Consider the following 21412-nt stretch of genomic DNA (forward strand, 5'->3'; position numbering starts at 1 on the left):
TCAGGAGTTGGACTGGACGCGCCAGCGGGAGAACCGGCGCTCGAGGGTGACGAGCAGGCCGTTGAAGGTGAGCCCGAGCAACGAGATGGCGAGGATGCCCGCGTACATGTTCGGGATCTGGAAGTTCTGCTGGGCAGCGGTGATCAGGTAGCCGAGACCGGCTCGGGCGCCGACCATCTCGGCGGCCAGCAGCACCAGGATGGAGCTGGCGGCGGCCATCCGCAGACCGGTGAAGATGGACGGGATGGCCGCGGGCAGGATCACCTTCTGGAACAGCCGGATCGGCTTCAGACCCAGGGACACAGCGGATTTGATGAGCAGCGGGTCGACCGTTCGGACACCGGTGATGGTGTTCAGCAGGATCGGGAACGAGCTGGCGTAGACGACCAGCGCGACCTTGGAGGTCTCGCCGATGCCCAGGATCAGCACGAACACCGGCAGCAGTGCCAGCGCGGCGGTGTTGCGGAACAGCTCCAGGATCGGGTTCAGCAGCTCCGAAACCGGTTTGTACCAGGCGATCGCAATGCCCAGCGGCACTGCGATCAGCAGCGCGATGCCGAAACCGGTGACCGAGCGGCCCAGGCTGGTGGACACGTGGTTCCACATCTCGCCGCTGCGCACCAGGTCGGCGAAGGCCTCGGCGACGACGGTGAACGGCGGCAGGAACACTTCGTCCACCAGTCCGGCGGCCGGGGCGAACTGCCACAGCAGCAGGAAGGCGGCGATGGCCAGGAACGGCTTGGTCAGCCGCCAGGCCAGTTGTCCGGCGGCCGTCAACGCCCGCGATACCGGTGCGGGAGAGCGGGTTCCGGCCGGCTGATAGGGCGCGGCGACAGTGGTGCGGACGGGCGGTTCGACGAGTTCCACGGCGCTAGACATGACTCGGCCTTTCGGTGCGGGATTCGGCGGCGGCGCTCTCGGAGCGGGATTCGAGTTCCAGGCCCTGCGCGCGTTCGACCTCGCTGCGCAACAGGGTCCAGATCTGGTGCCGATACGCGCGGAAAGCCTCGGTCGAGCGGATGTCCGCATCGCCCGCGCGGGCGATGTCCACGTCGACGACGGCCTTGACTCGGCCGGGTCGGGAGGTCAGTACCGCGACCCGCTGCCCCAGATACACCGCCTCATCGATGCCGTGGGTGATGAACAGGATCGTCTTGCCGGTGGCCTTCCAGATCCGTAACAGCTCGTCCTGCAACGACTCCCGAGTCTGGGCGTCCAGCGCCGCGAACGGCTCGTCCATCAGCAGTACCTCCGGATCGAAGGCGAGGCTGCGCGCGATCGCGACGCGCTGCTTCATGCCGCCGGAGAGTTCGTGCGGGTAGCGGTCGCCGAATCCGGTGAGGCCCACCAGGTCCAGGTACTCCGCGGCCCGGGCGCGCCGCTCCTTGCGGCGCAGTCCCTTTGCCTCCAAACCGAATTCGATATTGGCCCGGGCGGTGCGCCAGGGGAACAGGGCGTACTGCTGGAAGACGATGCCGCGGTCCAGCCCGGGGCCGGTGACCGGTGCGCCGTCCAGCAGGATCTCGCCCGAGCTCGGCTTGGTCAGCCCGCCCAGCAGATCCAGCAGCGTGGACTTGCCCGAGCCGCTCGGTCCGACCAGGACCAGGAATTCGCCGGCCCGCACGTCCAGCGAGATCTCCTCGATCGCGGTGAAGGTGTCGTTCGCGCCGCGGACCGGGAATCGCTTGCTCACCCGGTTGATCGCGAGTTTCGGTGTGCTGCCGCTCATTTCGCCGCCACCGCCTCGCCGGTCGGGCCGCTGGCGGGCTGGTAGGTGCCGTTGGCGTAGGGGTTGAACTTGTTGGTGAACAAATCCGTGCTCTGCACCTGGTCCTTCTTCAATTCGCCGTTGCGGACCAGCCAGTCGATCCAGATCTGGATCTCCTTCTCCTGCACCACCGCGCCGGGCGTCGGGAGACCGGAGCTCTTCCAGTACTTCAGGAGATCGATGTTCTCGTTGCGGCCGCGTTTCTGGATGATCGAGGTGAAACGTGCCAGCACCTCGTCGCGCGGGGTGACCTGCAGCCAGCGGGTGGCGCGCGCGGTGCCCTGGACGAAGTCCCGTACCGCGTCGGAGTTGGCGGCGAGGAACTCGTTGCGGAACACATAGGTGCCGTAACTGGCCTGCCCGAAGATGGCAGTGTCGGTGTAGAGCGGGTGGATGCCGCCGCGCTCCAGGGCGGAATCGCGGAACACCTGGCCCAGGGTGCCGACCTCGACCTGGCCCTTGCGCAGCGCGTCCTCGGTGTTGGCCGGCGGGACCACCAGCAGCTGGACCTGCTTGATCTCGTCCTCGGTCAAGCCTTCCTTGTGCAGCCATTCCCGGGTGATGAACTCGTGGTGCGCGCCGAGGGTGTTGACCGCCACCTTCTTGCCGATCAAGTCGCGCGCGGTCTTGATGGGGGAGTCGTCGCGGACGTAGTAGCCGGTGAAGGTCTTGTCGTCCGAACCGTAGGAGCTCAGCACCGAGGTGACCTTTGCGCCACCGGCGATCAGCTTCACCACCGCGCCGTTGAAAGCGCTACCGAACTCGACCTGGTTGGTCGCCGCGGCCTGGATGTTGGCCGGACCGCTGGTGGTGTCGCCCTCCCACCGCAGCGAGATCTTGCTGAAATAGCCGAGGTCCGCGGCCAATTCGTACGGGGTGACCTGGCCGGTGCTGCCCTGGTAGCGCAGCACGGTCTTGCCGTCGGCGGTCGTGCCCGCGTCGGACTTCCCGCAGGCGGCGAGGGCGGTAACGCTGGTGAGCAGGGCGAGGGTGGCGGCGATCGCGCGGTGTCGTCGCCGCGGTGCGGTGAAACGCATGGTGTTCCTTCAGATGAAAATGCTGCCGCGCAGGCGAAAAGGGCATGCGGCGGCCAAGAGCCGGGGATCTGGAATAGGAGCCGGTCCGCGGGATCCGCGGTCCGGACGCGGAGCGTCAGAGTCGACAGATCCCGTGCGGAACCCGCATGAGGTCGATCGCGCGGCGGCGGATCAGCGCAGTGGGTGTCAACACGTGGGTACTTCCATGGTCTGAATCGGGGTTCGGGCGAGGCCCGTGGTTTTCCATGGTGTGGGTGTGCCGGGTGTCAGACAACGGCCATTCCACATTGTGAAAATCATGGTGAGTCTTATTCGGGCGTGCTGTTCGGCACGACGGAGCCGATCCGCACCGCGAAATGCTGCATGGCGGGCAGGATCTCGCGGACCAATTCGTCGGTGAGCCGCGCCGACCGCGCCTGCACGCTCAGCGCGCCCCAGACCTGCCGTCCCGGCCCGAACACCGGCACCGCGACCGCCCGCAGCGGGTCCGCCACGGCGATCTCCTCGAGCGCGAAACCCTTGCGCCGCACCAGATCCAGATCGGGGCCGCGGCGGTTATTGGTGGCCGCGTAGGCGAGCAGGGCGTGCCCGGCGGCGCTGGATCGCAGCGGCTGCCGGGGCCGGGGCAACTGGTTGTTGCAAAACAGGACCGGCGGGCGCGCCTGCAGGATCGTCACGGCGTCGCCGGCGTCGATTACGCTCAGGCTCACGGTGATTTTGATCCCGGCCGCCAGCGCGTACATATGTGGTGCGGCGGAATCGATTCCGAGCCGGGTCAGCGCCGGACGGGCCAGCGTCGCCAGGCCCTGGCCCACCCGATAGCGATCGGTGGCCGGATCCTGCTCCAGCAGCCGGCCGCCCACCAATGCCTTGGCCAGCCGGTGCGCGGTGCTCACCGGAACCCCGGCGAGGTGGGCGAGCTCACTGAGCGAGAACTCGGGGTCGTCGCCCTCGAAACAATTGAGCAGATGAATGGCCCGCTCGACGGCTTGTGACCCCGAACGCGGCTGATCGGTGCTGGTCATAGCGTAGATCCTCGGTGCTGGGGCGGCCGCTGAACAGGGTTAGACGCCCGGTGCATCTAATGCTGGCCGCCGTAATTCACTGGCGGTGTTTTCGCGCGCGGGTCATCCTCGAAGGCGATATGAAAACAAGTGAAGTACCTCGGCTCGGAGTCGATTTCGGGCGAGTGATCCAAGGGGCGCTACTGGAACCAGGAGACGCCGATACCGCTTTTCTCGATGGGGGATTCGACGAGGCGATGCGAACGCCGCCCAGCCCCAACGCTTTTGAAGTCCTGACGCGCTTGGTGGCGCGGTTCGAGGGCCGGGCCTGGGTGATCTCCAAGTGCGGGCCGCGGGTGCAGAAACGGACCCGGCAGTGGCTCGACCACCACGACTTCCACGCCCGGACCGGGCTGCCGGAGGGCAACGTGCGGTTCTGCTTGCAGCGGGCGGACAAGGCGGGGCACTGCGCCGAGCTCGGCATCACCCACATGATCGACGATCGGATCGACGTGCATCGGGCGTTGCGCGGCCTGGTCCCGCACCTCTACCTGTTCGGTGCCCAGACCCAGCCGGTTCCGGATTGGGTCCGGCACGTTCGGACCTGGGACGATGCCGAGCCGGTGATCCTCACGACGCTCGCGGCGCACCAGCGTGACTGAGCAGAGTCCCCGGTCGGGGCGAGGGGACGGCCCGATCCATGTATCCTTCTCGGGGGATGCATTCGCATTCGTTCTAGTTTTCCGGTAGGCGACGCGTAGACCGTCCGGTCCGCGGCACGACGAGCAGGAGGTGGGTCGCCATGCGCAGTGAACCTCCGAGTCGAAGGCCGCGCGGCGCCGCCCCCTCGCAGCTCTAGCTTTCTCGCGACATCCGGCCGGCGCCTCGCGGTGTGAAGTATTCGACCTCACATCTCACTCCCGACAGGGCCTAACCGCCCCCTGCGCGAGGAACACTCATGTCGCCGACCGATCTGATCGAAGCACGCCCGCAGATCGACAGCCCCACGCTGTCGGAATCACTCCAGGACATCGTCGAAAGCCACCGCGTCGACGTTGCCCAGGAATGGCTGGCCAATCATCCGCCGCACCTCATCGCCGACCAGCTTGCCCGCATGGACGCCGTCCAGGCCGGGGTGGCGTTCCGGTTGCTCGACAAGGACGCGGCGCTGACGGTGTTCGAGGAACTCGAACCGGTCGACCAGCAGCAGATCCTGCAGGGCCTGCGCGATCAAACCTTCCGTGAGCTCGTCGAGGAGATGGCTCCCGACGATCGCGCCCGCATGCTGCGCGAGGCGCCCGCGAAGGTGGCCAAGAAGGTGCTCGCCGGGTTGAGCCCGCGCGAGCGGCGCATGACCGCGAGCCTGCTCGGGTACCCCGAGGGTTCGGCCGGCCAGTACATGACCCCCGAGGTCGTCGCGCTGCCCCGCAACCTGTCGGTCGCCGAGGCGCTGGCCATGGTGCGCGCCAAGGGTTCCAGCGCCGAAACCGTCTACACGCTGCCCGTGGTCGACGGCGGCAGACGGCTCACCGGCATCGTGGAACTGCGTGAGCTGGTGCTCGCCGAGCCCGGCGCCATGGTGTCCGAGCTGGTCGTCACCGAACCCGCGTTCGCCCGCGCCACCGACTCCGCGGAGAAGGCCGCGCGGTTGATGCGCGAGACCAACGACATCAACCTGCCCGTCGTCGACAGTGAGGACAGGTTGGTCGGCCTGCTCACCATCGACGACGCCGTCGAGGTCATCGAGGCCGCCGACAGCGAGGACGTGGCCCGCCAAGCCGGTTCCGCGCCCTGGGAGGGGCACTACATGGCGGCCGGCGTCTTCCAGCTCGCGCGGTACCGCGCGCTCTGGCTGATGCTGCTGCTCTTCGCGGCCACCCTCACCGTCAGCGTCACCGACTTCTTCGCCGGCACCCTGGAACAAGCCGCCCACCTGGCCTTGTTCATCCCGCTGCTGATCGGCGCGGGTGGCAACGCGGGCGCCCAGGCGGCCACCGCCTGTGTGCGCGCCCTCGCCGTCGGCGAGGTCCGGGTCTCGGACCTGTTCAAGGTGATCTGGCGGGAATGCCGCGTCGGCCTGGTCCTCGGATCCCTTTTGGCCAGTGCGGGTTTGGTGATCGGCGCGTTGTTCGTCGGCCCCGGCGTAGCCGCGGTCGTCGCCATCACCCTGGTCCTGATCTGCGGCTGGGCCGCCACCATCGGCGGCACCATGCCGCTGCTGGCGAAAAAGCTCCGCATCGACCCCGCAGTCGTCTCCGCCCCCATGGTGACCACTTTGGTCGACGCCACCGGCCTGATCATCTACTTCACCACCGCCAAACTGGTCCTCGGCATCTAACCGGTACGCGCTCACAGCGGACTCGCAGGGAGGTCCCAGGGTTCGCGGAGCGCGGGTGCCTAACGTCGCTGGTGTTATCGACGGCGACGGTTAGGAGTTGGTTGTGGATCGCGGTGACAGGGAGGTGCACGAGCACGATCTCGGGCTCGCGCACGATATGCGGGTGATGTCCCGGCGGCGGGCACTGTGGTTCTTCGGCGCCGCCGGGGCGGCGACCGTCGCGGCGGGGTGCGCTGCCGGTGAGACCGGTTCCAGCGCAACGGCTTCGAGCTCGACCACGGCCGGGACCGTTGCGGCGATCCCGCAGGAGACAGCGGGGCCATACCCGGGTGACGGGTCGAACGGTCCGAACGTCCTGATCGAATCCGGCGTGGTCCGCTCCGACATCACCACCAGCTTCGGCTCGTACTCCGGTGTCGCACAAGGTGTTCCGATGACCCTGACGCTGTCTCTGAAGGACCTGGCGAAAGACGGCGTCGCCGGTTCCGGCATGGCCGTCTACCTCTGGCACTGCGACCGCGAAGGCCGCTACTCCCTCTACAGCGACGGCGTCACCAACCAGAACTACTTACGCGGCGTCCAAGTAGCCGACGCCGCCGGCACCGTCACTTTCACCTCGATCTTCCCGGCCTGCTACGCGGGCCGCTGGCCCCACATCCACTTCGAGGTCTACGACTCCCTCACGACCGCCGTGGCCGGCGAAAACGCCCGCCTCACTTCCCAAATCGCCCTCCCGGAAGCCACCTGCGACCAGGTCTACGCCCACGACCCCGGCTACTCCGCCAGTCCCCGCAACATGTCCAGCGTCTCCCTCGCCTCCGACAACGTCTTCGGCGACGGCTGGGACGCCGAACTGGCCACCGTCACCGGCACCCCCGCCACCGCCCTGAACGTCACCCTCACCGTCGGCGTCGCCGAAAAGTCCGCCAACATCCACTCCGCACCCGGCCCCGGCGGCCCACCGCCCCGCTGAATGTCCTCTGGCTTAAGCCACCACGAGTGGCTATCGTACGGGCATCATTTCGAAGCACCGCCGGATCAAGGAGGGCTCGACCATGGGTGACACAGGCAAGCCAGCGGCTGAACGATTGGCCGAAATCGAAGAGTGGCAAGCGTTCCGCGGCGAAGTCGACGCTTGGGCCTTCGACGAAGTAGAGACCCGCCTGGACAGCCTGCACCTGAAACTTCGCGAGTCCGATCCGCCGCCAACCCTCGCCAGCATCGGTTCCGAAATCGAAAACCTGCAAGCCGTCATGCACCGCCGCCGCAGACGCTTACGCCTGTACGAACGACAGGTCAGAGTATCTACCCGCCGCAACCAGTAGATCTCCAAGTTTGCTGAAAGTGCCTGTCCAGCAAACAATCTCAGTGTCCAGTTCACCCGCAGCGAACGTCGGCAAATCCCCGCAACTTTTCCGCCGTATCCATGGCATAAGCCATGTCCAATGGCTATTGTTTCGGGCATCTGTTCGAAGTTCCACCGGATGAAGGAGGGCTCGACCATGATTGGAAACGGCAACGGACAGGACAGCGTTCCACAACGGCTACAGGCGGTCGAGAATCGGGTCGACGCGCTCGAAGAGGTGCTGAAGCGGCTGGTGATCCGCGATAATGAATTCGTGACGCAGTCCAACGGGCACCTGACGAAAATGCGCGAGGATCTCACAGGTCTTCGGAACGATGTCGGCATCGTCGACGGCCGGTCGCTTGTCTCCCGTCTCATCTTCAACGACGAGGGCATCAAGAGATTGGCAATCGGTCAGGAGGACCTGCGCCAGACGTTGCGCTCGGTCAAAGCCAGCCAGGCCGCCATGAGTGAAAAACTGGATGCGTTGACCTTCGATATGGGCGCGCTGAAAACCGAGCTCGTGCGGGACATGGGTGAGCTCAAGCGGGATATGGGCACGTTGGCGGAAGGGATGGCCGAGGTGCTGCGGATCCTCGAGGAGCGTGGACACACCAACTAGGGCCCGATGGCCGGTGCTGCCGTCACGTGCGGCGGCACCGGTTCAGCGGTTGGTGGACCAGGTTGCGATTTGCTGGGCGGCGATGGAGACCAGGCGGTCGTAGCCGAGGTTGATGTCGAGGAGATGGCTTGTGGCGTAGGGGAGTTCGTTGATTTGGGGGCCGGTGGGGTCGAGGGTTCGGTACTGGTAGATGTGGTAGCCGTGCCTTTCTTGGCACTCGCCTTGCATGCGTTGAGCGCTGGTGGTCCAGGTCGAAGTGGATTTGGGCATGCCCTGGGGGTAGGCCATGTAGTCCAGGAGCAGGGCGAGGTAGCCGAAGGTGTAGGGCGCGGTGGGGACGGTTAAGCCGACGGGGGCGGGGGCGCCGCTGAGGATCGCGGGGTCGGTGCAGGCGATCTCGAAGTGCGGGCCGGAGGGGGCGCCGACGCTGGGGGAGAGGATGTCGAAGGCGCTGTTGCCGAAGATCGAGAGGGCGTTGATCGGGTCGACCTGGCTGGTGGAATAGGCTACGGCGCAACCGGATTCACCCTGTCGAGTGCAGATCGGGATGTTGGTGAAGTCTCCGCCGACGGTGCTGCCGCGCAGGGTTTCGACGTTGCCGCCCATCAGGAAGGCGCCGACCAGGCGTTGGCGCAGGTCGGGGTCGGGGTCGATGTGTTCGCGAATCAGCTTGCGCAGCAGCAGGGTTCCCTGGGAGTGGCCGATGAAGATGACGCCGCGCCCGTTGTTCTCGTGGACCAGATAGTGCTGCCAGGCGTCGAGGACGTCGCGGTAGGACTGCTGGATCAGTGGGAGGCCGAGCAGCTGGAGGGATATGCCCGGGTACAGCGTCAGCTGACGGTACAGCGGGGCGAAAACCCGGCATTGACTGGAGAATCGGGCCGCCTGCATGCTCGCGATCGAGTCGACCTCGGGCTGGCGGGGTGGGTCGGCGTAGATGGCGAGTTGGTCGCTGACCGTCGGATAAACGTAGAAACAGTCCACCGGCTTCTCGGATTCCGTTGGCACGGAGTGTGTTTCGATCGAGCCCGTGAGCTGGTCGGTGGTGTCCAGTGGAATATCACACGGATCCGCCTCGAGGGCGGGGCTACACAGCCACTGCACTGGTGGGTTGGGATCAGCGGCAGCGGGGGCGGCCCACAGGCCGACGAAAAGCGCTAGCGCGCCGACTATTCCAACGATCCGCGCCATGCCCTGTTATAGCAGAAGGCCCCGCCGGAGCGGGGCCTTCGCGGGATCAGTGATCAGAATTCCCAGTCTTCGTCTTCGGTGTTGACAGCCTTGCCGATGACATAGCTGGAGCCGGAACCCGAGAAGAAGTCGTGGTTTTCGTCGGCGTTGGGGGACAGGGCCGAGAGGATGGCGGGGTTGACCTCGCACTCGTCCTTCGGGAACAGGCCCTCGTAGCCGAGGTTCATCAGGGCCTTGTTGGCGTTGTAGCGCAGGAACTTCTTGACGTCCTCGGTCAGGCCGACTCCGTCGTAGAGATCCTGGGTGTATTCCACCTCGTTGTCGTAGAGCTCGAAGAGCAGCTCGAAGGTGTAGTTCTTGAGCTCTTCGCGCTCGGCCTGCGAGACCAGCTCCAGGCCGCGCTGGTACTTGTAGCCGATGTAGTAACCGTGCACGGCCTCGTCGCGAATGATCAGGCGGATCATGTCGGCGGTGTTGGTGAGCTTGGCCCGCGAGGACCAATGCATCGGCAGGTAGAAGCCGGAGTAGAACAGGAAGGACTCCAGCAGGGTGGAGGCCACCTTGCGCTTGAGCGGGTCGTCGCCGTTGTAGTACGACAGGACGATTTCGGCCTTGCGCTGCAGGTTCCGGTTCTCCTCGGACCAGCGGAAGGCTTCATCGATCTCGCGGGTGGAGCACAGCGTGGAGAAGATATTGCTGTAGCTCTTGGCGTGCACCGACTCCATGAACGCGATGTTGGTGAGCACCGCCTCCTCGTGCGGGGTCAGCGCATCCGGGATCAGGCTCACCGCGCCCACGGTGCCTTGAATCGTGTCGAGCAGCGTCAGGCCGGTGAATACCCGCATGGTGAGCTGCTTCTCGTCGGCGGTGAGGGTGTTCCACGAGGGAATGTCGTTGGACACCGGGACCTTCTCGGGCAGCCAGAAGTTGCCGGTCAGCCGGTCCCAGACCTCGGCATCCTTCTCGTCGGGGACCCGATTCCAGTTGATGGCCGCTACCCGATCGATCAGTTTCATCCTGCCTCCACGCCCTTTCCCGAGACCGTTCTCGAGCACACTGCCGTCCGGTATTCCTCGCACTGAACACTACTCCTAGTGGGTGACAAGTCCATGCAGCACAACACCTTGTGTCGCCGCGGGTGTATGTCACATCCGCCATAGCCGGCGGTGACCACCGCGTGCGGCTCCCTATTGTGCGGTACGGGCTCAGGGGTGGATGCGGCGGTCCGGAGGGGTCCGGATCGATCGCCTGCAGTTTGCCGGTTCGCGGCGGCCGGCGCGGGGAGGTGGTCGGTGCGCCGCCTCGCGGTTTGCCGGACTCCCGGTGGCGCCGGTGCGCGCTGTCTAGGCGGGTGGACGACGCCCCGGAAATGTCGGATTCCACACGTAAGATCGGGCCGTACGCAGCACGAGGGGGACTGTGATGCCCGCACCCACCGATCCCGATATGACGGATCTGCTCGGCAGACTCGCGCGGATTCCGAGCGGCCGCCGGAGCAAATGGGTGGTGCTCGGTGTGTGGATCATCGCACTGCTCGCCCTGGGTTCGTTCGCGGGCAAACTCACCGGCGCGCAGGAGAACGACAGCGTCAACTGGCTCCCGGACAGCGCCGAATCCACCCAAGCCTTCAAGCTGGCAGAGACTTTCGGCAACAGCGAACACATCCCGGTCGTCCTCGTCTACGAACGCACCAGCGGCATCACCGACGCCGATCGGGCCGCGATCGCAGCCGACGCCGCCCGCTTCAAACAGGTCGAGCACATCGTGGCCGACAAGGTGATCGGGCCGATCCAGTCGCAGGACGGCCAAGCCGTGGAGGTGCTCGCCCCGATCGACATGGGCTCGGAAGGCTGGAGCCGGCTGACTCCGGTCGTCGAGGACATCAAGGCCGCGGCCGGGGAGCGACCGGACGGATTGTCCTTCCACGCCACCGGCCCCGCGGGCTACGGCGCGGAGTTCGGCGAGGCCTTCGAGGGCATCGACGGGCTGCTGCTCTACTCCGCCGCCGCGGTCATCGTGGTCATCCTGCTGTTCACCTATGGACCCATGCTGTGGGTGTTGCCTTTGCTAGCGGCGGGTTTCGCGCTGGCGGTCTCGCAGGCCGCGGTGTACGGGGCGACCCAACTCGGCCTCACCATGAACGCCCAGAGCCAGGGCATTCTCACTGTCCTGGTCTTCGGCGCGGGCACCGACTACGCGCTCCTGCTGATCGCGCGCTATCGGGAAGAGCTACGCCGCCATGAGGATCGGCACGAGGCGATGGCGGTCGCGCTGCACCGCGCCGGCCCGGCCGTGGTCGCCAGCGGGGCCACGGTGATCGTCGCGATGCTCGCTCTGCTTGTCGCGGAGATGAATTCGACTCGCGGCATCGGCCCGGTCTGCGCCATCGGCGTCGCGGTGGCCCTGCTCGCGATGCTCACCCTGCTGCCCGCCCTGCTGGTCATCGCGGGCCGCTGGATCTTCTGGCCGCGCCACCCCAGCTACGGCACCGCCGACCACACCGAGACCGGGCTGTGGGCCAAGGTGGGCGCGTTCATCGCCCGGCGGCCCCGTGTGGTGTGGATCGGCACCGCACTGGCCCTCGGCGCGCTGGCGCTGGGCGCGACCGGCCTGGAAGCCAACGGCATCGCCAACAAGGACTCCTTCGTCGGCGCCTCCGACGCGGTAGACGGCACCGAAGTACTGGAACGCCATTTCGAAGCCGGCATCGGCAACCCGGTCATCGTCATCGGGCAGGCGGACCGGTCCGAGGCGATCACCGCGGCGCTGAAATCCACGCCCGGCATCACCAGCACCACCGAACCGGTGCCCAAGGACGGACTGCTCTACCTGGAGGGCACCCTCGCCGACCCGCCCGACAGCCGCGCCGCCGACAGCACCATCGACAAGGCCCGCGCCGCCGTGCACGCCGCCGACCCCGACGCCAAGGTCGGCGGCCAGACCGCGACCGTGCTCGACATCAAACGCGCCGTCGCACAGGACAATCGGGCGATCGGCCCGGTGGTGCTCGTCATCGTGATGGTCATCCTGATGCTGCTGCTGCGCTCGCTTCTCGCGCCCGTCCTGTTGACCGCCACCGTGGTGCTGTCCTATTTCGCCGCCCTCGGCCTGAGCCGCTGGATCTGGGACCTCGTCGGCTTCCAGGGCGCGGACGCGGGCCTGCCGCTGATCGCGTTCGTCTTCCTGGTCGCCCTGGGCATCGACTACAACATCTTCCTGATGTCGCGAGTCCACGAGGAAGCCGGCAAGCATCGCACCCGCGCCGGCGCGCTCATCGGCCTGTCGGCCACCGGCGGCGTCATCACCTCCGCGGGCCTGGTTCTCGCCGGCACCTTCGCGGTCTTCGCCACCATGCCGGTCGTCACCTTCGCCCAGATGGGCATCCTCATCGCCGTCGGCGTCCTCCTGGACACAGTGATCGTCCGTTCCATCCTGGTCACCGCTCTCACCCTCGACATCGGCGACAAGATCTGGTGGCCGAGCACCCTGTCCCGCCCACCTGCTTCGGAGTGATAGGTTCGCCGGCATGCCGCACCGCGACGATAAAACGGTTGGCCTGATTCTCGTGACCTATCAGTCGGCCGAGGATCTACCGGCGTTTCTGGAGTCGTTGCCTGCCGCGGTCGAGCCGTACACGCTCGAGGTGATCTGTGTGGACAACACCTCGACCGATGGCAGCGCTGACATCGTCGAGGACTTCGGTGGCCGGGCGATTCGCAACGGCGAGAATGTCGGGTTGTCGGCGGCGATCAATCAGGGGGCGGCGGAGACGGACGCCGAATGGCTGCTGGTGGCGAATCCGGATACGCAACTCAGTCCCGGGTCGATCGCGGCGCTGGTGGAGACGGCGCGTGCGGATTATCGGATCGGCATGATCGGGCCGCGGATCGCCCGGTTGGACGGGACGCCGTACCCGAGCGGGCGGCGCTTCCCCTCGCTGCTGACCGGCATCACGCATGCGTTGCTCGGCGGCGTCTGGCCCGGGAATCCGGCGACGCGCGCGTACTTCGGCGAGCCGGTCACCACCGTCAGCGACGTGGACTGGATTTCGGGCTGCTGCATGCTGTTCCGCCGCGGCGCCTTCGATTCTGTCGACGGCATGGACTCCCGGTACTTCCTCTACTTCGAGGAAACGAAGATGGCGCTGGACATGCACCGGGCCGGCTGGCGCGTGGTGCTGGACCCGAGCGTGGAGATCCGGCACCGGGAGGGCGGCAGCATGCGCCACGCCCCCTTCCGCAAGGTGCGCACCCACCACCGCAGCGCACTGCGCTTCTACTGCGATTATCACCGGCGCTCACCGTGGTTGGTGTTCGCGCCGCTGGTCGCGGCCGGTTTGGCCGTGCGGGGCGCGCTCGCGGTGTTGCGGACCGCGTTGCGGCAGCGGCGGGAACGCTGAATCAATCGATGGCGCGCAGGCGCTCCAGCATGGCGCGGAACTCCGCGTCGTCCGCGGGATCCTGGGGTGGTTCCAGCGAAATCCCTTGGCACAGGCCCTGATACCAGCGCGCGAGCACATCCGGGAGATCGGCGTAGGTGGCTTGGGGAACCAGGCCGGCAACCATCTCGTCGGTGAGTAGGTCCGGCAGCCGCTCCCATTGCTTTTCCTGGGCCGCGGCCGCGAGGGCGGTCGCGGTCTCCCCCAGCCCCAAGCGGTCGAGGGTGCCGCGGTAGGCGGGGGTGGAGTAGAGGAACGCGAGCTCCTTGCGGATCGCCGCCCGCGCGCGGGCGACCGCGGACTCGTCGCGGCCGGTAATCACCTTGGGCACCACCACAATTCGGGGCAGCCCGCGGTTGCGGGTCTGCGCACCCGCGAGCAGCGCGGGCCGGACCTGCTCGGTCAGCGAGCGTGGATGCGACCCGGTCGGGTGCGCGACGAAGCCGTCGGCGACCGCGCCCGCGAGTTCGCACATCCGGGTGTTGACGCCGCCCAGCCACACGGTCGGCGCGGGCACCTCGAGCGGCCCCGGATTGAAGAACGGCTGCAACCGCGTGAACGTGTAGTGACTGCCGTGATGCTCCAGCGGCGTCCCGTGCTGGAAGGCGTCGAAGATCGCGCGCAGGCTGTCGGCGTAATCGCCGAGCTGCGCCACCGGATCGGTCCACGGCATCGAGAATCGCCCGACGATATTGCCGCGCACCTGTGAGGAGATCCCGAGCTGGAACCGCCCGCCGGAGAACCGCGCGAGATCCCAGGCGGCGCAGGCGGTGAGCATCGGGCTGCGCGGAAACGCCACCACCATGCTGGTCCGCACGGTGAGCCGGGTGCTGTGCTCCACCGCGAGCGCGCACACCGCGAACGGATCGTGCACCGTCTCCGACACGTGCACCGTGTCGAACCCGAGCTCCTCGATCCGCCGGATCCGCGCGGCGACCCGCGCCAGCCCCGTATCGGCGGGTAGTGATGTCACGATCTCCATGGCGAACGTCAGTCGGTGACGTACCCGTTCAAGGTGTTCCGCAGGTCGGTGAGCAGCGCGCGGGCGGCTGTGAGGCCATTGCCGTGCCAGACCGGATCCTCGACCACGAAAACGCGCTTGTCGGTGGCCGCGCTGAGGTCCTTGAACTCGTCGGAGCGAAGCGTCTTCTCGCCGAAGGTCTTTCCGCCGGCGCCGTCGAACATGACGTAGACGATGTCGCCTTCGATCGGTTCCAGATCGGCGGGCGGCACGTCGGCGGAGGCGCCGCGCTGCGCGGTGGGCCGCTGCACGCCGGCGTCGGCGAGCACCTGCCCGGCGAAGCTGTTACTGCCTTGGATCTGGATGGCGCCCGGTGTGAATCGCACGACCGAGGCTTGGCTCTGGTTGGCGGCGAGCTCGTTGCCGGTGTTCGCGGCCTCGACGCGGTAGTCGGCGAGCGCCTGCTCGGCGGCCGTCACGCGGTCCAAACCGGAGGCGTAGCCGAGGAATTCGGCCTGCCAGCCGTCATCGCCGCCGACCAGCACGGTGGGCGCGATCTTCTGGAGCCCGTCGAAAGCGGCGGTACCGCCAGGGGTCTCGCCGAGAATCACGTCGGGACGCAATTCGGCGATCTTGGCGAGATCGGGTTCGGCGGCCGACCCGATGGCCGGAATCTCGACGACGCCGTAGCCGAGGTACTGCGGCTGCGGACGCGGCCCGGCGATGGTGACCGCGCCGACGACGCGCTCCCAGAGCCCGAGTGCGCACGCCGCGTCCAGCGCGGCCGTGGACAGCACCACGATGCGCTGCGGATCGGCCGGCACCTGCGCGACGCCAGCGGCGTGGGTGACGCTGCGGGTGCCGCCGGCCTGATCGGGCGCGCTCGGCAGCGGGCACGTCTTCGTGGTGTCGCGTTCCACCCCGACCACGCCCGCTCCCGCGATATTCGTGGTGGTGCGGACGATCGAACTCGCGTTGTCCGCCTTGCCGCAGCCCGCGACCAAGGCGACTACGGCCACGGCGCACAAGACCAAGGCGCGACTGTGATTTCGGGTGCGATCCGAGACGCTCACCGGCATGCCGGAGAGGGTACATGGGCCTCGGACGGCGCCGGTCGCGCACCACAGACCCGTGCGCGACCGGCTGTTGCTCAGGCCGCGTCCCCGCCGAGGTTGAAGCGGGCGCCGGTCACGTCGGCGACCGTGGCCATCCGGCCGTACGGGGTGTCCATGGCGGGCGAGAGCACGCTGCCGCCGAGTTCGACGACCTTGGTGACCGCCTTGTCGACATCGTCGGCGCCGAAGTACACCGACCAGCTCGCGGGCTGTCCTTCCGGCAGGAACGCGGTGGCATCCATCACCCCGCCCAGCATCGGCGAGGTCGAATGAATGGTGCTGTAGCGGAATCCGGGCGCCTCCGGCATCGCGAAGAGGTCGTTCCACTCGAACACGTCGCGATAGAAGTCCAGCGCGCGCTGGTAGTCGCGGGTGTGCAGTTCGAACCAGGACGGCGCGCCCGCGGCGTCGGTCCACTTGCCGCCCTCGACCAGTGCGGCGGTCTCGATGCCGGCGAAGGTGCCCGGCTGCCAGATGCCGATGCCGGCGCCGCCGGGGTCGCCGAGCACCGCCATCACGCCCAAATCGCCGACGTCCATGGGCGGTACGACGATGTCGGCGCCGTGCGCCTTCGCCTTCTCGGCGGTGGCCCGGGCATCGGGGGAGGACAGGTAGATCGTCCACTGATCGGGGCCGTCCGCCTCCCCGTTCGTCTTGCCCATGCCGCCTGCGACGGCCTTGCCGTCTTTGCGGAAGGTGATGTAGCCGCCGAACTCCTCGTCCGCGCGTTCGGCGGTCCAGCCGAAAAGCTCGGTATAGAAGGCGATGCTGGCGGCGGGGTCAGCGGTGAAGACATCGACCCAGATCGGGTCTCCAGGCTTGGGGTGAGTCATTGGCGCAATCTCCTGTCAAGTGGTGGAACACTCTCTGCGGATAGAGACGACGCGGGTGGCCGAGATTCATCGTCGCACGTGACGGCGCCGATCGGCGCTTCGAATACGACACAACGTAGGACCCGTGCGGATCCCTGTCGCAGCACGGTTTACGATCTCAGGAGCGCAAGCGAACTGTCGTTCGTTCCGAAGTTCAGGAGGATCAGTGACTGCGGTAGAGCCCCAGCCAGTCCAGTTGGAAGCGACTCGGCCGTATCCGGCTCGGACCGGGCCGAAGGGTTCGTTCATCTACAAGGCGGTCACCACGACCGACCCGAAGGTCCTCGGTGTCATGTACCTGGTGACGGCCATGACCTTCTTCATGGTCGGTGGACTCATGGCGCTGCTGATGCGCACCGAGCTCGCCCGTCCCGGCATGCAGTTCCTGTCGGCCGAACAGTTCAACCAGCTGTTCACCATGCATGGCACGATCATGCTGCTGTTCTACGCGACGGCGATCGTCTTCGGCTTCGCCAATATCATTCTGCCGCTGCAAATCGGCGCCCCCGACGTCGCGTTCCCGCGACTGAACGCGTTCAGCTACTGGCTGTACCTGTTCGGCGGCACCATGGCCACGGCGGGCTTCATCACCCCCGGCGGCGCGGCGGACTTCGGCTGGACGGCGTACTCGCCGCTGACCGACATCGTGCACTCGCCCGGCGTGGGCGGTGACCTGTGGATCATGGGTCTGGCCGTCTCCGGCCTCGGCACCATCCTCGGCGGCGTGAACATGCTGACTACCGTCGTGGTGCTGCGTGCCCCCGGCATGACCATGTTCCGGATGCCGATCTTCACCTGGAACATCGCCGTCACCGCCGTCCTCGTCCTGCTGGCCTTCCCGCTGCTGACCGCCGCTCTGATGGGCCTGGCCGTGGACCGGCACCTGGGCGGGCACATCTACGACCCGGCCACCGGCGGCGTGCTGCTCTGGCAGCACCTGTTCTGGTTCTTCGGCCACCCCGAGGTCTACATCATCGCGCTGCCGTTCTTCGGCATCGTCTCCGAGATCTACCCGGTCTTCTCGCGCAAGCCGATCTTCGGTTACACCACGCTGGTGTACGCGACGCTGGGTATCGCCGCGCTGTCGATCGCGGTGTGGGCGCACCACATGTACGCCACCGGCGCGGTGCTGCTGCCGTACTTCTCGTTCATGACCTTCTTGATCGCGGTCCCGACCGGTGTGAAGTTCTTCAACTGGATCGGCACCATGTGGCGCGGTCAATTGACGTTCGAGACACCGATGCTCTGGTCCATCGGCTTCCTGGTCACCTTCCTCTTCGGTGGTCTGTCGGGTGTCATCCTGGCCTCGCCGCCGCTGGACTTCCACGTCACCGACTCGTACTTCGTGGTCGCGCACTTCCACTACGTGCTCTTCGGCACCATCGTGTTCGCCACCTTCGCGGGCATCTACTTCTGGTTCCCGAAGATGACCGGCCGCATGATGGACGAGCGCCTGGGCAAGTGGCACTTCTGGACCACCTTCGTCGGCTTCCACACCACCTTCCTGGTGCAGCACTGGCTGGGCGCCGAAGGCATGCCGCGTCGTTACGCCGACTACCTGCCCTCGGACGGCTTCACCGCGCTGAACACGATCTCCACCATCGGCGCGTTCATCCTGGGCGCCTCGATGCTGCCGTTCGTCTGGAACGTCTTCAAGAGCTACCGGTACGGTGAGGTCGTCACCGTGGACGACCCGTGGGGTTACGGCAACTCGCTGGAGTGGGCCACCACCTGCCCGCCGCCGCGGCACAACTTCTACGAGCTGCCCCGCATCCGCTCCGAGCGTCCCGCGTTCGAGCTGCACTACCCGCACATGGTCGAGCGCATGCGCGCCGAGGCGCACGTGGGCTGGGGCTCGGGCAAGCACTCGCACGCGGTCACCGAGGACGCGGTAGCAACTAAGTAGTATTCACAACGACTACGTGTGCACCTGCTGGTCATCAGCGGGTGCACACGTGTTTGAAGACCTGGTTACGCCCCTTTAGGTCCGCGACAACGGCGACGCAGCACAGGGAGGGCAAACAAATATGGAGCAGGACTTGGCTGACACCACCGTTCTCGTCACCGTCACCGGACCCGACCGGCCCGGCGTGACGTCCGTGCTGCTCGCGGCGATGTCGCGGCATCGGGTGAGCCTGCTCGACGTCGAGCAGGTGGTGATCCGCGGCCGGCTCACCCTGGGCGTGCTGGTCACCTGCCCGAGCGATCCCGAGGCGCTGCAGGACGAACTCGAAGAGGCGATGAACACCGTCGGCATGCATGTCGACGTGGAGGTCGGCGCGGCCATCGGCCGGCAGCCGATGTCGACGCACGCGGTGGTGATCCTGGGCGCCCCGGTGACCGCGCGCGCGTTCAGCGAGGTGTCGCGGCAGCTGGCCACCCTCGGCGCGAACATCGACACCATCCGCGGGATCGCCGACTACCCGGTCACCGGTATGGAGCTGCTGGTCACTGCGACAGACACCGGCGCGGACACCGATTCCCGGCTGCGTACCGCGCTGGCCGAGGTGGCGGTCGCCGAGCAGGTCGACGTCGCGGTGGAGCGGGCCGGGCTGGCGCGCCGGGCCAAGCGGCTCATCGTTTTCGATGTCGACTCCACGCTGATCCAGGGTGAGGTCATCGAGATGCTGGCCGCGCACGCCGGCGTCGAAGAGGAGGTCCGCCAGGTCACGGAGGCGGCCATGCGCGGTGAGATCGATTTCGCCGAATCGCTGCGCCAGCGCGTGGCGACGCTGGAGGGCTTGGACGAATCGGTGATCGAGGAGGTCGCCGAGCGGATCGAGCTGACCCCGGGCGCCCGCACCACCATTCGCACGCTGCGCCGGATCGGGTTCCGCTGTGGCGTGGTCTCCGGCGGCTTCCGGCAGGTGATCGAACCGCTGGCCCACGAACTGGAGCTGGACTTCGTGCAGGCCAATACCTTGGAGGTCAAGGACGGCAAACTCACCGGCCGGGTCGTCGGCGAGATCGTCGACCGCGCCTTCAAGGCCACCGCCCTGCGCAAGTTCGCCGCCGAGGCGGGCGTGCCGATGGAGCAGACCGTCGCGGTCGGTGACGGCGCGAACGACATCGACATGCTGAACGCGGCGGGTCTGGGCGTGGCGTTCAATGCCAAGCCCGCCTTGCGTGAGATCGCCGACGCGGCCCTGTCGCACCCTTACCTGGACGCGGTGCTGTTCATTCTCGGCGTCACCCGCGACGAGGTCGAGGCCGCCGACGCCCGCGACGGCGGTGTCCGCCGGGTGCCGCTCGTCGGCACCTGAGCAGGCCCCGACACGGCCCGATCAAAGGGTTGCTCAGCGGTTACCCGGTGCTCGCAGCGGTAGGCTTGGGCCAGTTGGTCATTCGGCGAGCGGAGGCGTGGTGCGGAAATCCCTGGTGATCCTGCTGCTCGGTCTGACGGTCGCCGCGTGCGGTACCGACTCGGGCGACGAACACGCCGGTCACTCCTCGACCTCGCCGGTGACCTCGTCGCCGGAAACCTCGGCGCCGGCGACCAGCGGCGCGTCGGGAACGGTTGTGCCGCAAGGAGGTACGGTGACGGTCACGGATGCCGACAACGGCCGGGAGCGCAAGCTGAACACCGGCGAGCAGCTGGTGGTTCGGCTGGGTTCGAACCCGTCGACCGGCTACGGCTGGCAATTGGCGGGGCTCGATCAGAATGTGGTGCGGCAGTCCGGTGAAAAGGAGTATGTCTCCGATCAGCCGGTGCTGCCGGGTACGCCGGGTACCGAGGTGTGGACCTTTGTGGGTAACGCCGCGGGCGTGACCGAGCTGCGGATGGAATACAAACGGCCCTGGGAGCAGGGTGTGGAACCGTCGAAGACATTTACTGTGGTGCTAGTGGTGGTGTGATGAGTTTCCCGGAGACGGGTGGTGTAGATACCGAATTGCCGACGCCTGATCTGGATTTCGGCGTTCGGCACGCGGAGTTGGCGCGCGGTTACGGTGGCGCGGGCGATCCGGTGGACCCGGATCAGGTGCAGGCCATGCAGATGGTGCTGCATCTGCCCAAGGCGGATCCGCCGCCGCGCAGTGTGCTGCTGGCCGCCGCGGCGACCGCGGTGGTCGCGTTGTGCATGGACCGGCGGGTCGGACCCGAGGGGCCCTGGCAGGAGCGGTATCTCGCGTGGAAGCGGTCCCGTATCCGCAAGGTGGCCCGCCGCGCGCGGGGTGCGCAGTGGCTGGCGGCGAACGAGGTGGACGGCGTCACCGTCGAGGTCGGCGGTGCGCAGGCCCGGGCCTTCGTGCCCAGCGCGGTGGGCGAGGTCGACCCGCGGATCAAACGCTTGCAGATCGGCGGCACGGATCTCGAACACGACGAACCCGGTCCCGCCGATCCGGATCTGCCCGTGCTGTGGGTGAATTCGGAATTGGCGATGACCCTGGGCAAGGCCGCCGCCCAGGTGGGCCACGCCAGCATGTTGCTGGCCGGCGCTCTGCCGGAGGAGTTTGTCAGACGCTGGGCCGACGGCGAGTTCCACTGCACGGTGCGGGAAGCCGGCGCGGAGCAGTGGCGGGAGTTGTCGGCCAGGGTGGCCGCCGGGACGGCGGTAGCGGTGCGCGATGCGGGATTCACCGAAGTCGCTCCGGGTTCGCTGACGGTGATAGCGGTGCCCGCCGAGAGGTGGTGATTCGAGGTTGGTCCGATTTATCCCCGGAACGTCGAGTGTGGCTCGCGAAAATCTGGGTAAATGTGACGGAACAGGGTCGTGCCTATG

The 21412-nt window shown here is 67.1% G+C and carries 20 protein-coding genes; 11 read left to right on the forward strand and 9 right to left on the reverse strand.

Annotated elements, in window-relative coordinates; translation table 11 throughout:
* From AB0M14_RS10095 to AB0M14_RS10110, 4 genes are all read right to left on the reverse strand, one after another.
* On the reverse strand, positions 1 to 879 hold the full coding sequence (locus tag AB0M14_RS10095) for an ABC transporter permease (RefSeq protein ID WP_364991753.1): 879 nt from the start codon (positions 877 to 879) through the stop codon (positions 1 to 3).
* The gene (locus AB0M14_RS10100; RefSeq protein ID WP_364991756.1) at positions 872 to 1729 is read right to left on the reverse strand and encodes an ABC transporter ATP-binding protein; all 858 of its coding nucleotides are present in this window, start codon (positions 1727 to 1729) and stop codon (positions 872 to 874) included. Before AB0M14_RS10100 ends, AB0M14_RS10095 begins: the two co-directional genes overlap by 8 nt.
* Positions 1726 to 2805 (reverse strand): ABC transporter substrate-binding protein, encoded by a 1080-nt coding sequence (locus AB0M14_RS10105; RefSeq protein WP_364991759.1) that lies wholly within the window; start codon positions 2803 to 2805, stop codon positions 1726 to 1728. The genes AB0M14_RS10100 and AB0M14_RS10105 overlap by 4 nt, the downstream gene beginning before the upstream one ends.
* A gap of 308 nt (positions 2806 to 3113) precedes the next feature.
* Positions 3114 to 3830, reverse strand: coding sequence for a helix-turn-helix domain-containing protein (locus tag AB0M14_RS10110; RefSeq protein WP_364991762.1), 717 nt, complete (start codon positions 3828 to 3830; stop codon positions 3114 to 3116).
* Positions 3831 to 3949: 119 nt separating this feature from the next.
* On the opposite strand from AB0M14_RS10110, the gene AB0M14_RS10115 reads away from it, so the two are divergent.
* The 5 genes from AB0M14_RS10115 (at position 3950) to AB0M14_RS10135 (ending at position 8114) form a co-directional block, all read left to right on the forward strand.
* Positions 3950 to 4471, forward strand: a complete 522-nt coding sequence (locus AB0M14_RS10115; protein ID WP_364991765.1) for a hypothetical protein — start codon at positions 3950 to 3952, stop codon at positions 4469 to 4471.
* Positions 4472 to 4767: 296 nt separating this feature from the next.
* Positions 4768 to 6147, forward strand: a complete 1380-nt coding sequence (gene mgtE / locus AB0M14_RS10120) for a magnesium transporter (RefSeq protein WP_364991766.1) — start codon at positions 4768 to 4770, stop codon at positions 6145 to 6147.
* 157 nt (positions 6148 to 6304) lie between these two features.
* On the forward strand, positions 6305 to 7120 hold the full coding sequence (locus AB0M14_RS10125; RefSeq protein ID WP_364995623.1) for an intradiol ring-cleavage dioxygenase: 816 nt from the start codon (positions 6305 to 6307) through the stop codon (positions 7118 to 7120).
* Positions 7121 to 7202: 82 nt separating this feature from the next.
* Entirely contained in the window at positions 7203 to 7472 is a 270-nt protein-coding gene (locus AB0M14_RS10130; protein WP_364991768.1) for a hypothetical protein, read from the forward strand.
* Positions 7473 to 7592: 120 nt separating this feature from the next.
* Positions 7593 to 8114, forward strand: coding sequence for a hypothetical protein (locus AB0M14_RS10135; protein WP_364991771.1), 522 nt, complete (start codon positions 7593 to 7595; stop codon positions 8112 to 8114).
* A 42-nt stretch (positions 8115 to 8156) separates the two neighbouring features.
* Here AB0M14_RS10135 and AB0M14_RS10140 read toward each other — a convergent pair whose 3' ends face one another.
* Both AB0M14_RS10140 and nrdF read right to left on the reverse strand, forming a co-directional pair.
* Complete coding sequence (locus tag AB0M14_RS10140; RefSeq protein WP_364991773.1) at positions 8157 to 9305, reverse strand: DUF3089 domain-containing protein; 1149 nt, start codon at positions 9303 to 9305, stop codon at positions 8157 to 8159.
* Positions 9306 to 9358: 53 nt separating this feature from the next.
* Complete coding sequence (nrdF, locus tag AB0M14_RS10145) at positions 9359 to 10321, reverse strand: class 1b ribonucleoside-diphosphate reductase subunit beta (protein ID WP_364991776.1); 963 nt, start codon at positions 10319 to 10321, stop codon at positions 9359 to 9361.
* 406 nt (positions 10322 to 10727) lie between these two features.
* Between nrdF and AB0M14_RS10150 the strand changes: the two genes are divergently transcribed.
* Positions 10728 to 12818 carry an MMPL family transporter gene (locus tag AB0M14_RS10150; RefSeq protein ID WP_364991779.1) on the forward strand — a complete coding sequence of 697 codons (2091 nt, stop codon included), beginning with the start codon at positions 10728 to 10730 and terminating at the stop codon, positions 12816 to 12818.
* A 13-nt stretch (positions 12819 to 12831) separates the two neighbouring features.
* Positions 12832 to 13704 (forward strand): glycosyltransferase family 2 protein, encoded by an 873-nt coding sequence (locus AB0M14_RS10155; RefSeq protein WP_364991782.1) that lies wholly within the window; start codon positions 12832 to 12834, stop codon positions 13702 to 13704.
* Between the two features lies 1 nt (position 13705).
* On the opposite strand, the gene AB0M14_RS10160 is transcribed toward AB0M14_RS10155, so the two are convergent.
* From AB0M14_RS10160 to AB0M14_RS10170, 3 genes are all read right to left on the reverse strand, one after another.
* The gene (locus AB0M14_RS10160; RefSeq protein ID WP_364991784.1) at positions 13706 to 14725 is read right to left on the reverse strand and encodes a TIGR03617 family F420-dependent LLM class oxidoreductase; all 1020 of its coding nucleotides are present in this window, start codon (positions 14723 to 14725) and stop codon (positions 13706 to 13708) included.
* An 8-nt stretch (positions 14726 to 14733) separates the two neighbouring features.
* A complete protein-coding gene (locus AB0M14_RS10165) occupies positions 14734 to 15783 on the reverse strand; it encodes an ABC transporter substrate-binding protein (protein ID WP_364991787.1) in 1050 nt (349 codons plus the stop codon).
* A 71-nt stretch (positions 15784 to 15854) separates the two neighbouring features.
* A complete protein-coding gene (locus AB0M14_RS10170) occupies positions 15855 to 16652 on the reverse strand; it encodes a VOC family protein (RefSeq protein ID WP_364991789.1) in 798 nt (265 codons plus the stop codon).
* A 205-nt stretch (positions 16653 to 16857) separates the two neighbouring features.
* Between AB0M14_RS10170 and ctaD the strand changes: the two genes are divergently transcribed.
* The 4 genes from ctaD to AB0M14_RS10190 all read left to right on the forward strand — a co-directional run bounded on the left by ctaD (position 16858) and on the right by AB0M14_RS10190 (position 21325).
* A complete protein-coding gene (gene ctaD, locus AB0M14_RS10175) occupies positions 16858 to 18597 on the forward strand; it encodes a cytochrome c oxidase subunit I (RefSeq protein WP_364991791.1) in 1740 nt (579 codons plus the stop codon).
* A 121-nt stretch (positions 18598 to 18718) separates the two neighbouring features.
* On the forward strand, positions 18719 to 19954 hold the full coding sequence (serB, locus tag AB0M14_RS10180) for a phosphoserine phosphatase SerB (protein ID WP_364991794.1): 1236 nt from the start codon (positions 18719 to 18721) through the stop codon (positions 19952 to 19954).
* A gap of 100 nt (positions 19955 to 20054) precedes the next feature.
* On the forward strand, positions 20055 to 20546 hold the full coding sequence (locus AB0M14_RS10185) for a protease inhibitor I42 family protein (protein WP_364991797.1): 492 nt from the start codon (positions 20055 to 20057) through the stop codon (positions 20544 to 20546).
* Positions 20546 to 21325, forward strand: coding sequence for a peptidyl-tRNA hydrolase (locus tag AB0M14_RS10190; RefSeq protein ID WP_364991800.1), 780 nt, complete (start codon positions 20546 to 20548; stop codon positions 21323 to 21325). Before AB0M14_RS10185 ends, AB0M14_RS10190 begins: the two co-directional genes overlap by 1 nt.
* The last annotated feature ends 87 nt before the right edge of the window (positions 21326 to 21412 follow it).

Source organism: Nocardia sp. NPDC051832 (assembly GCF_040681285.1).
Lineage (GTDB): Bacteria > Actinomycetota > Actinomycetes > Mycobacteriales > Mycobacteriaceae > Nocardia.

What these genes read in the sequence shown, in the direction of transcription:
- AB0M14_RS10095 (WP_364991753.1), bottom strand. Translation starts at nt 879, where the DNA reads ATGTCTAGCGCCGTGGAACTCGTCGAACCGCCCGTCCGCACCACTGTC.
- AB0M14_RS10100 (WP_364991756.1), bottom strand. Translation starts at nt 1,729, where the DNA reads ATGAGCGGCAGCACACCGAAACTCGCGATCAACCGGGTGAGCAAGCGA.
- AB0M14_RS10105 (WP_364991759.1), bottom strand. Translation starts at nt 2,805, where the DNA reads ATGCGTTTCACCGCACCGCGGCGACGACACCGCGCGATCGCCGCCACC.
- AB0M14_RS10110 (WP_364991762.1), bottom strand. Translation starts at nt 3,830, where the DNA reads ATGACCAGCACCGATCAGCCGCGTTCGGGGTCACAAGCCGTCGAGCGG.
- AB0M14_RS10115 (WP_364991765.1), top strand. Translation starts at nt 3,950, where the DNA reads ATGAAAACAAGTGAAGTACCTCGGCTCGGAGTCGATTTCGGGCGAGTG.
- mgtE (WP_364991766.1), top strand. Translation starts at nt 4,768, where the DNA reads ATGTCGCCGACCGATCTGATCGAAGCACGCCCGCAGATCGACAGCCCC.
- AB0M14_RS10125 (WP_364995623.1), top strand. Translation starts at nt 6,305, where the DNA reads ATGCGGGTGATGTCCCGGCGGCGGGCACTGTGGTTCTTCGGCGCCGCC.
- AB0M14_RS10130 (WP_364991768.1), top strand. Translation starts at nt 7,203, where the DNA reads ATGGGTGACACAGGCAAGCCAGCGGCTGAACGATTGGCCGAAATCGAA.
- AB0M14_RS10135 (WP_364991771.1), top strand. Translation starts at nt 7,593, where the DNA reads ATGGCTATTGTTTCGGGCATCTGTTCGAAGTTCCACCGGATGAAGGAG.
- AB0M14_RS10140 (WP_364991773.1), bottom strand. Translation starts at nt 9,305, where the DNA reads ATGGCGCGGATCGTTGGAATAGTCGGCGCGCTAGCGCTTTTCGTCGGC.
- nrdF (WP_364991776.1), bottom strand. Translation starts at nt 10,321, where the DNA reads ATGAAACTGATCGATCGGGTAGCGGCCATCAACTGGAATCGGGTCCCC.
- AB0M14_RS10150 (WP_364991779.1), top strand. Translation starts at nt 10,728, where the DNA reads ATGCCCGCACCCACCGATCCCGATATGACGGATCTGCTCGGCAGACTC.
- AB0M14_RS10155 (WP_364991782.1), top strand. Translation starts at nt 12,832, where the DNA reads ATGCCGCACCGCGACGATAAAACGGTTGGCCTGATTCTCGTGACCTAT.
- AB0M14_RS10160 (WP_364991784.1), bottom strand. Translation starts at nt 14,725, where the DNA reads ATGGAGATCGTGACATCACTACCCGCCGATACGGGGCTGGCGCGGGTC.
- AB0M14_RS10165 (WP_364991787.1), bottom strand. Translation starts at nt 15,783, where the DNA reads ATGCCGGTGAGCGTCTCGGATCGCACCCGAAATCACAGTCGCGCCTTG.
- AB0M14_RS10170 (WP_364991789.1), bottom strand. Translation starts at nt 16,652, where the DNA reads ATGACTCACCCCAAGCCTGGAGACCCGATCTGGGTCGATGTCTTCACC.
- serB (WP_364991794.1), top strand. Translation starts at nt 18,719, where the DNA reads ATGGAGCAGGACTTGGCTGACACCACCGTTCTCGTCACCGTCACCGGA.
- AB0M14_RS10190 (WP_364991800.1), top strand. Translation starts at nt 20,546, where the DNA reads ATGAGTTTCCCGGAGACGGGTGGTGTAGATACCGAATTGCCGACGCCT.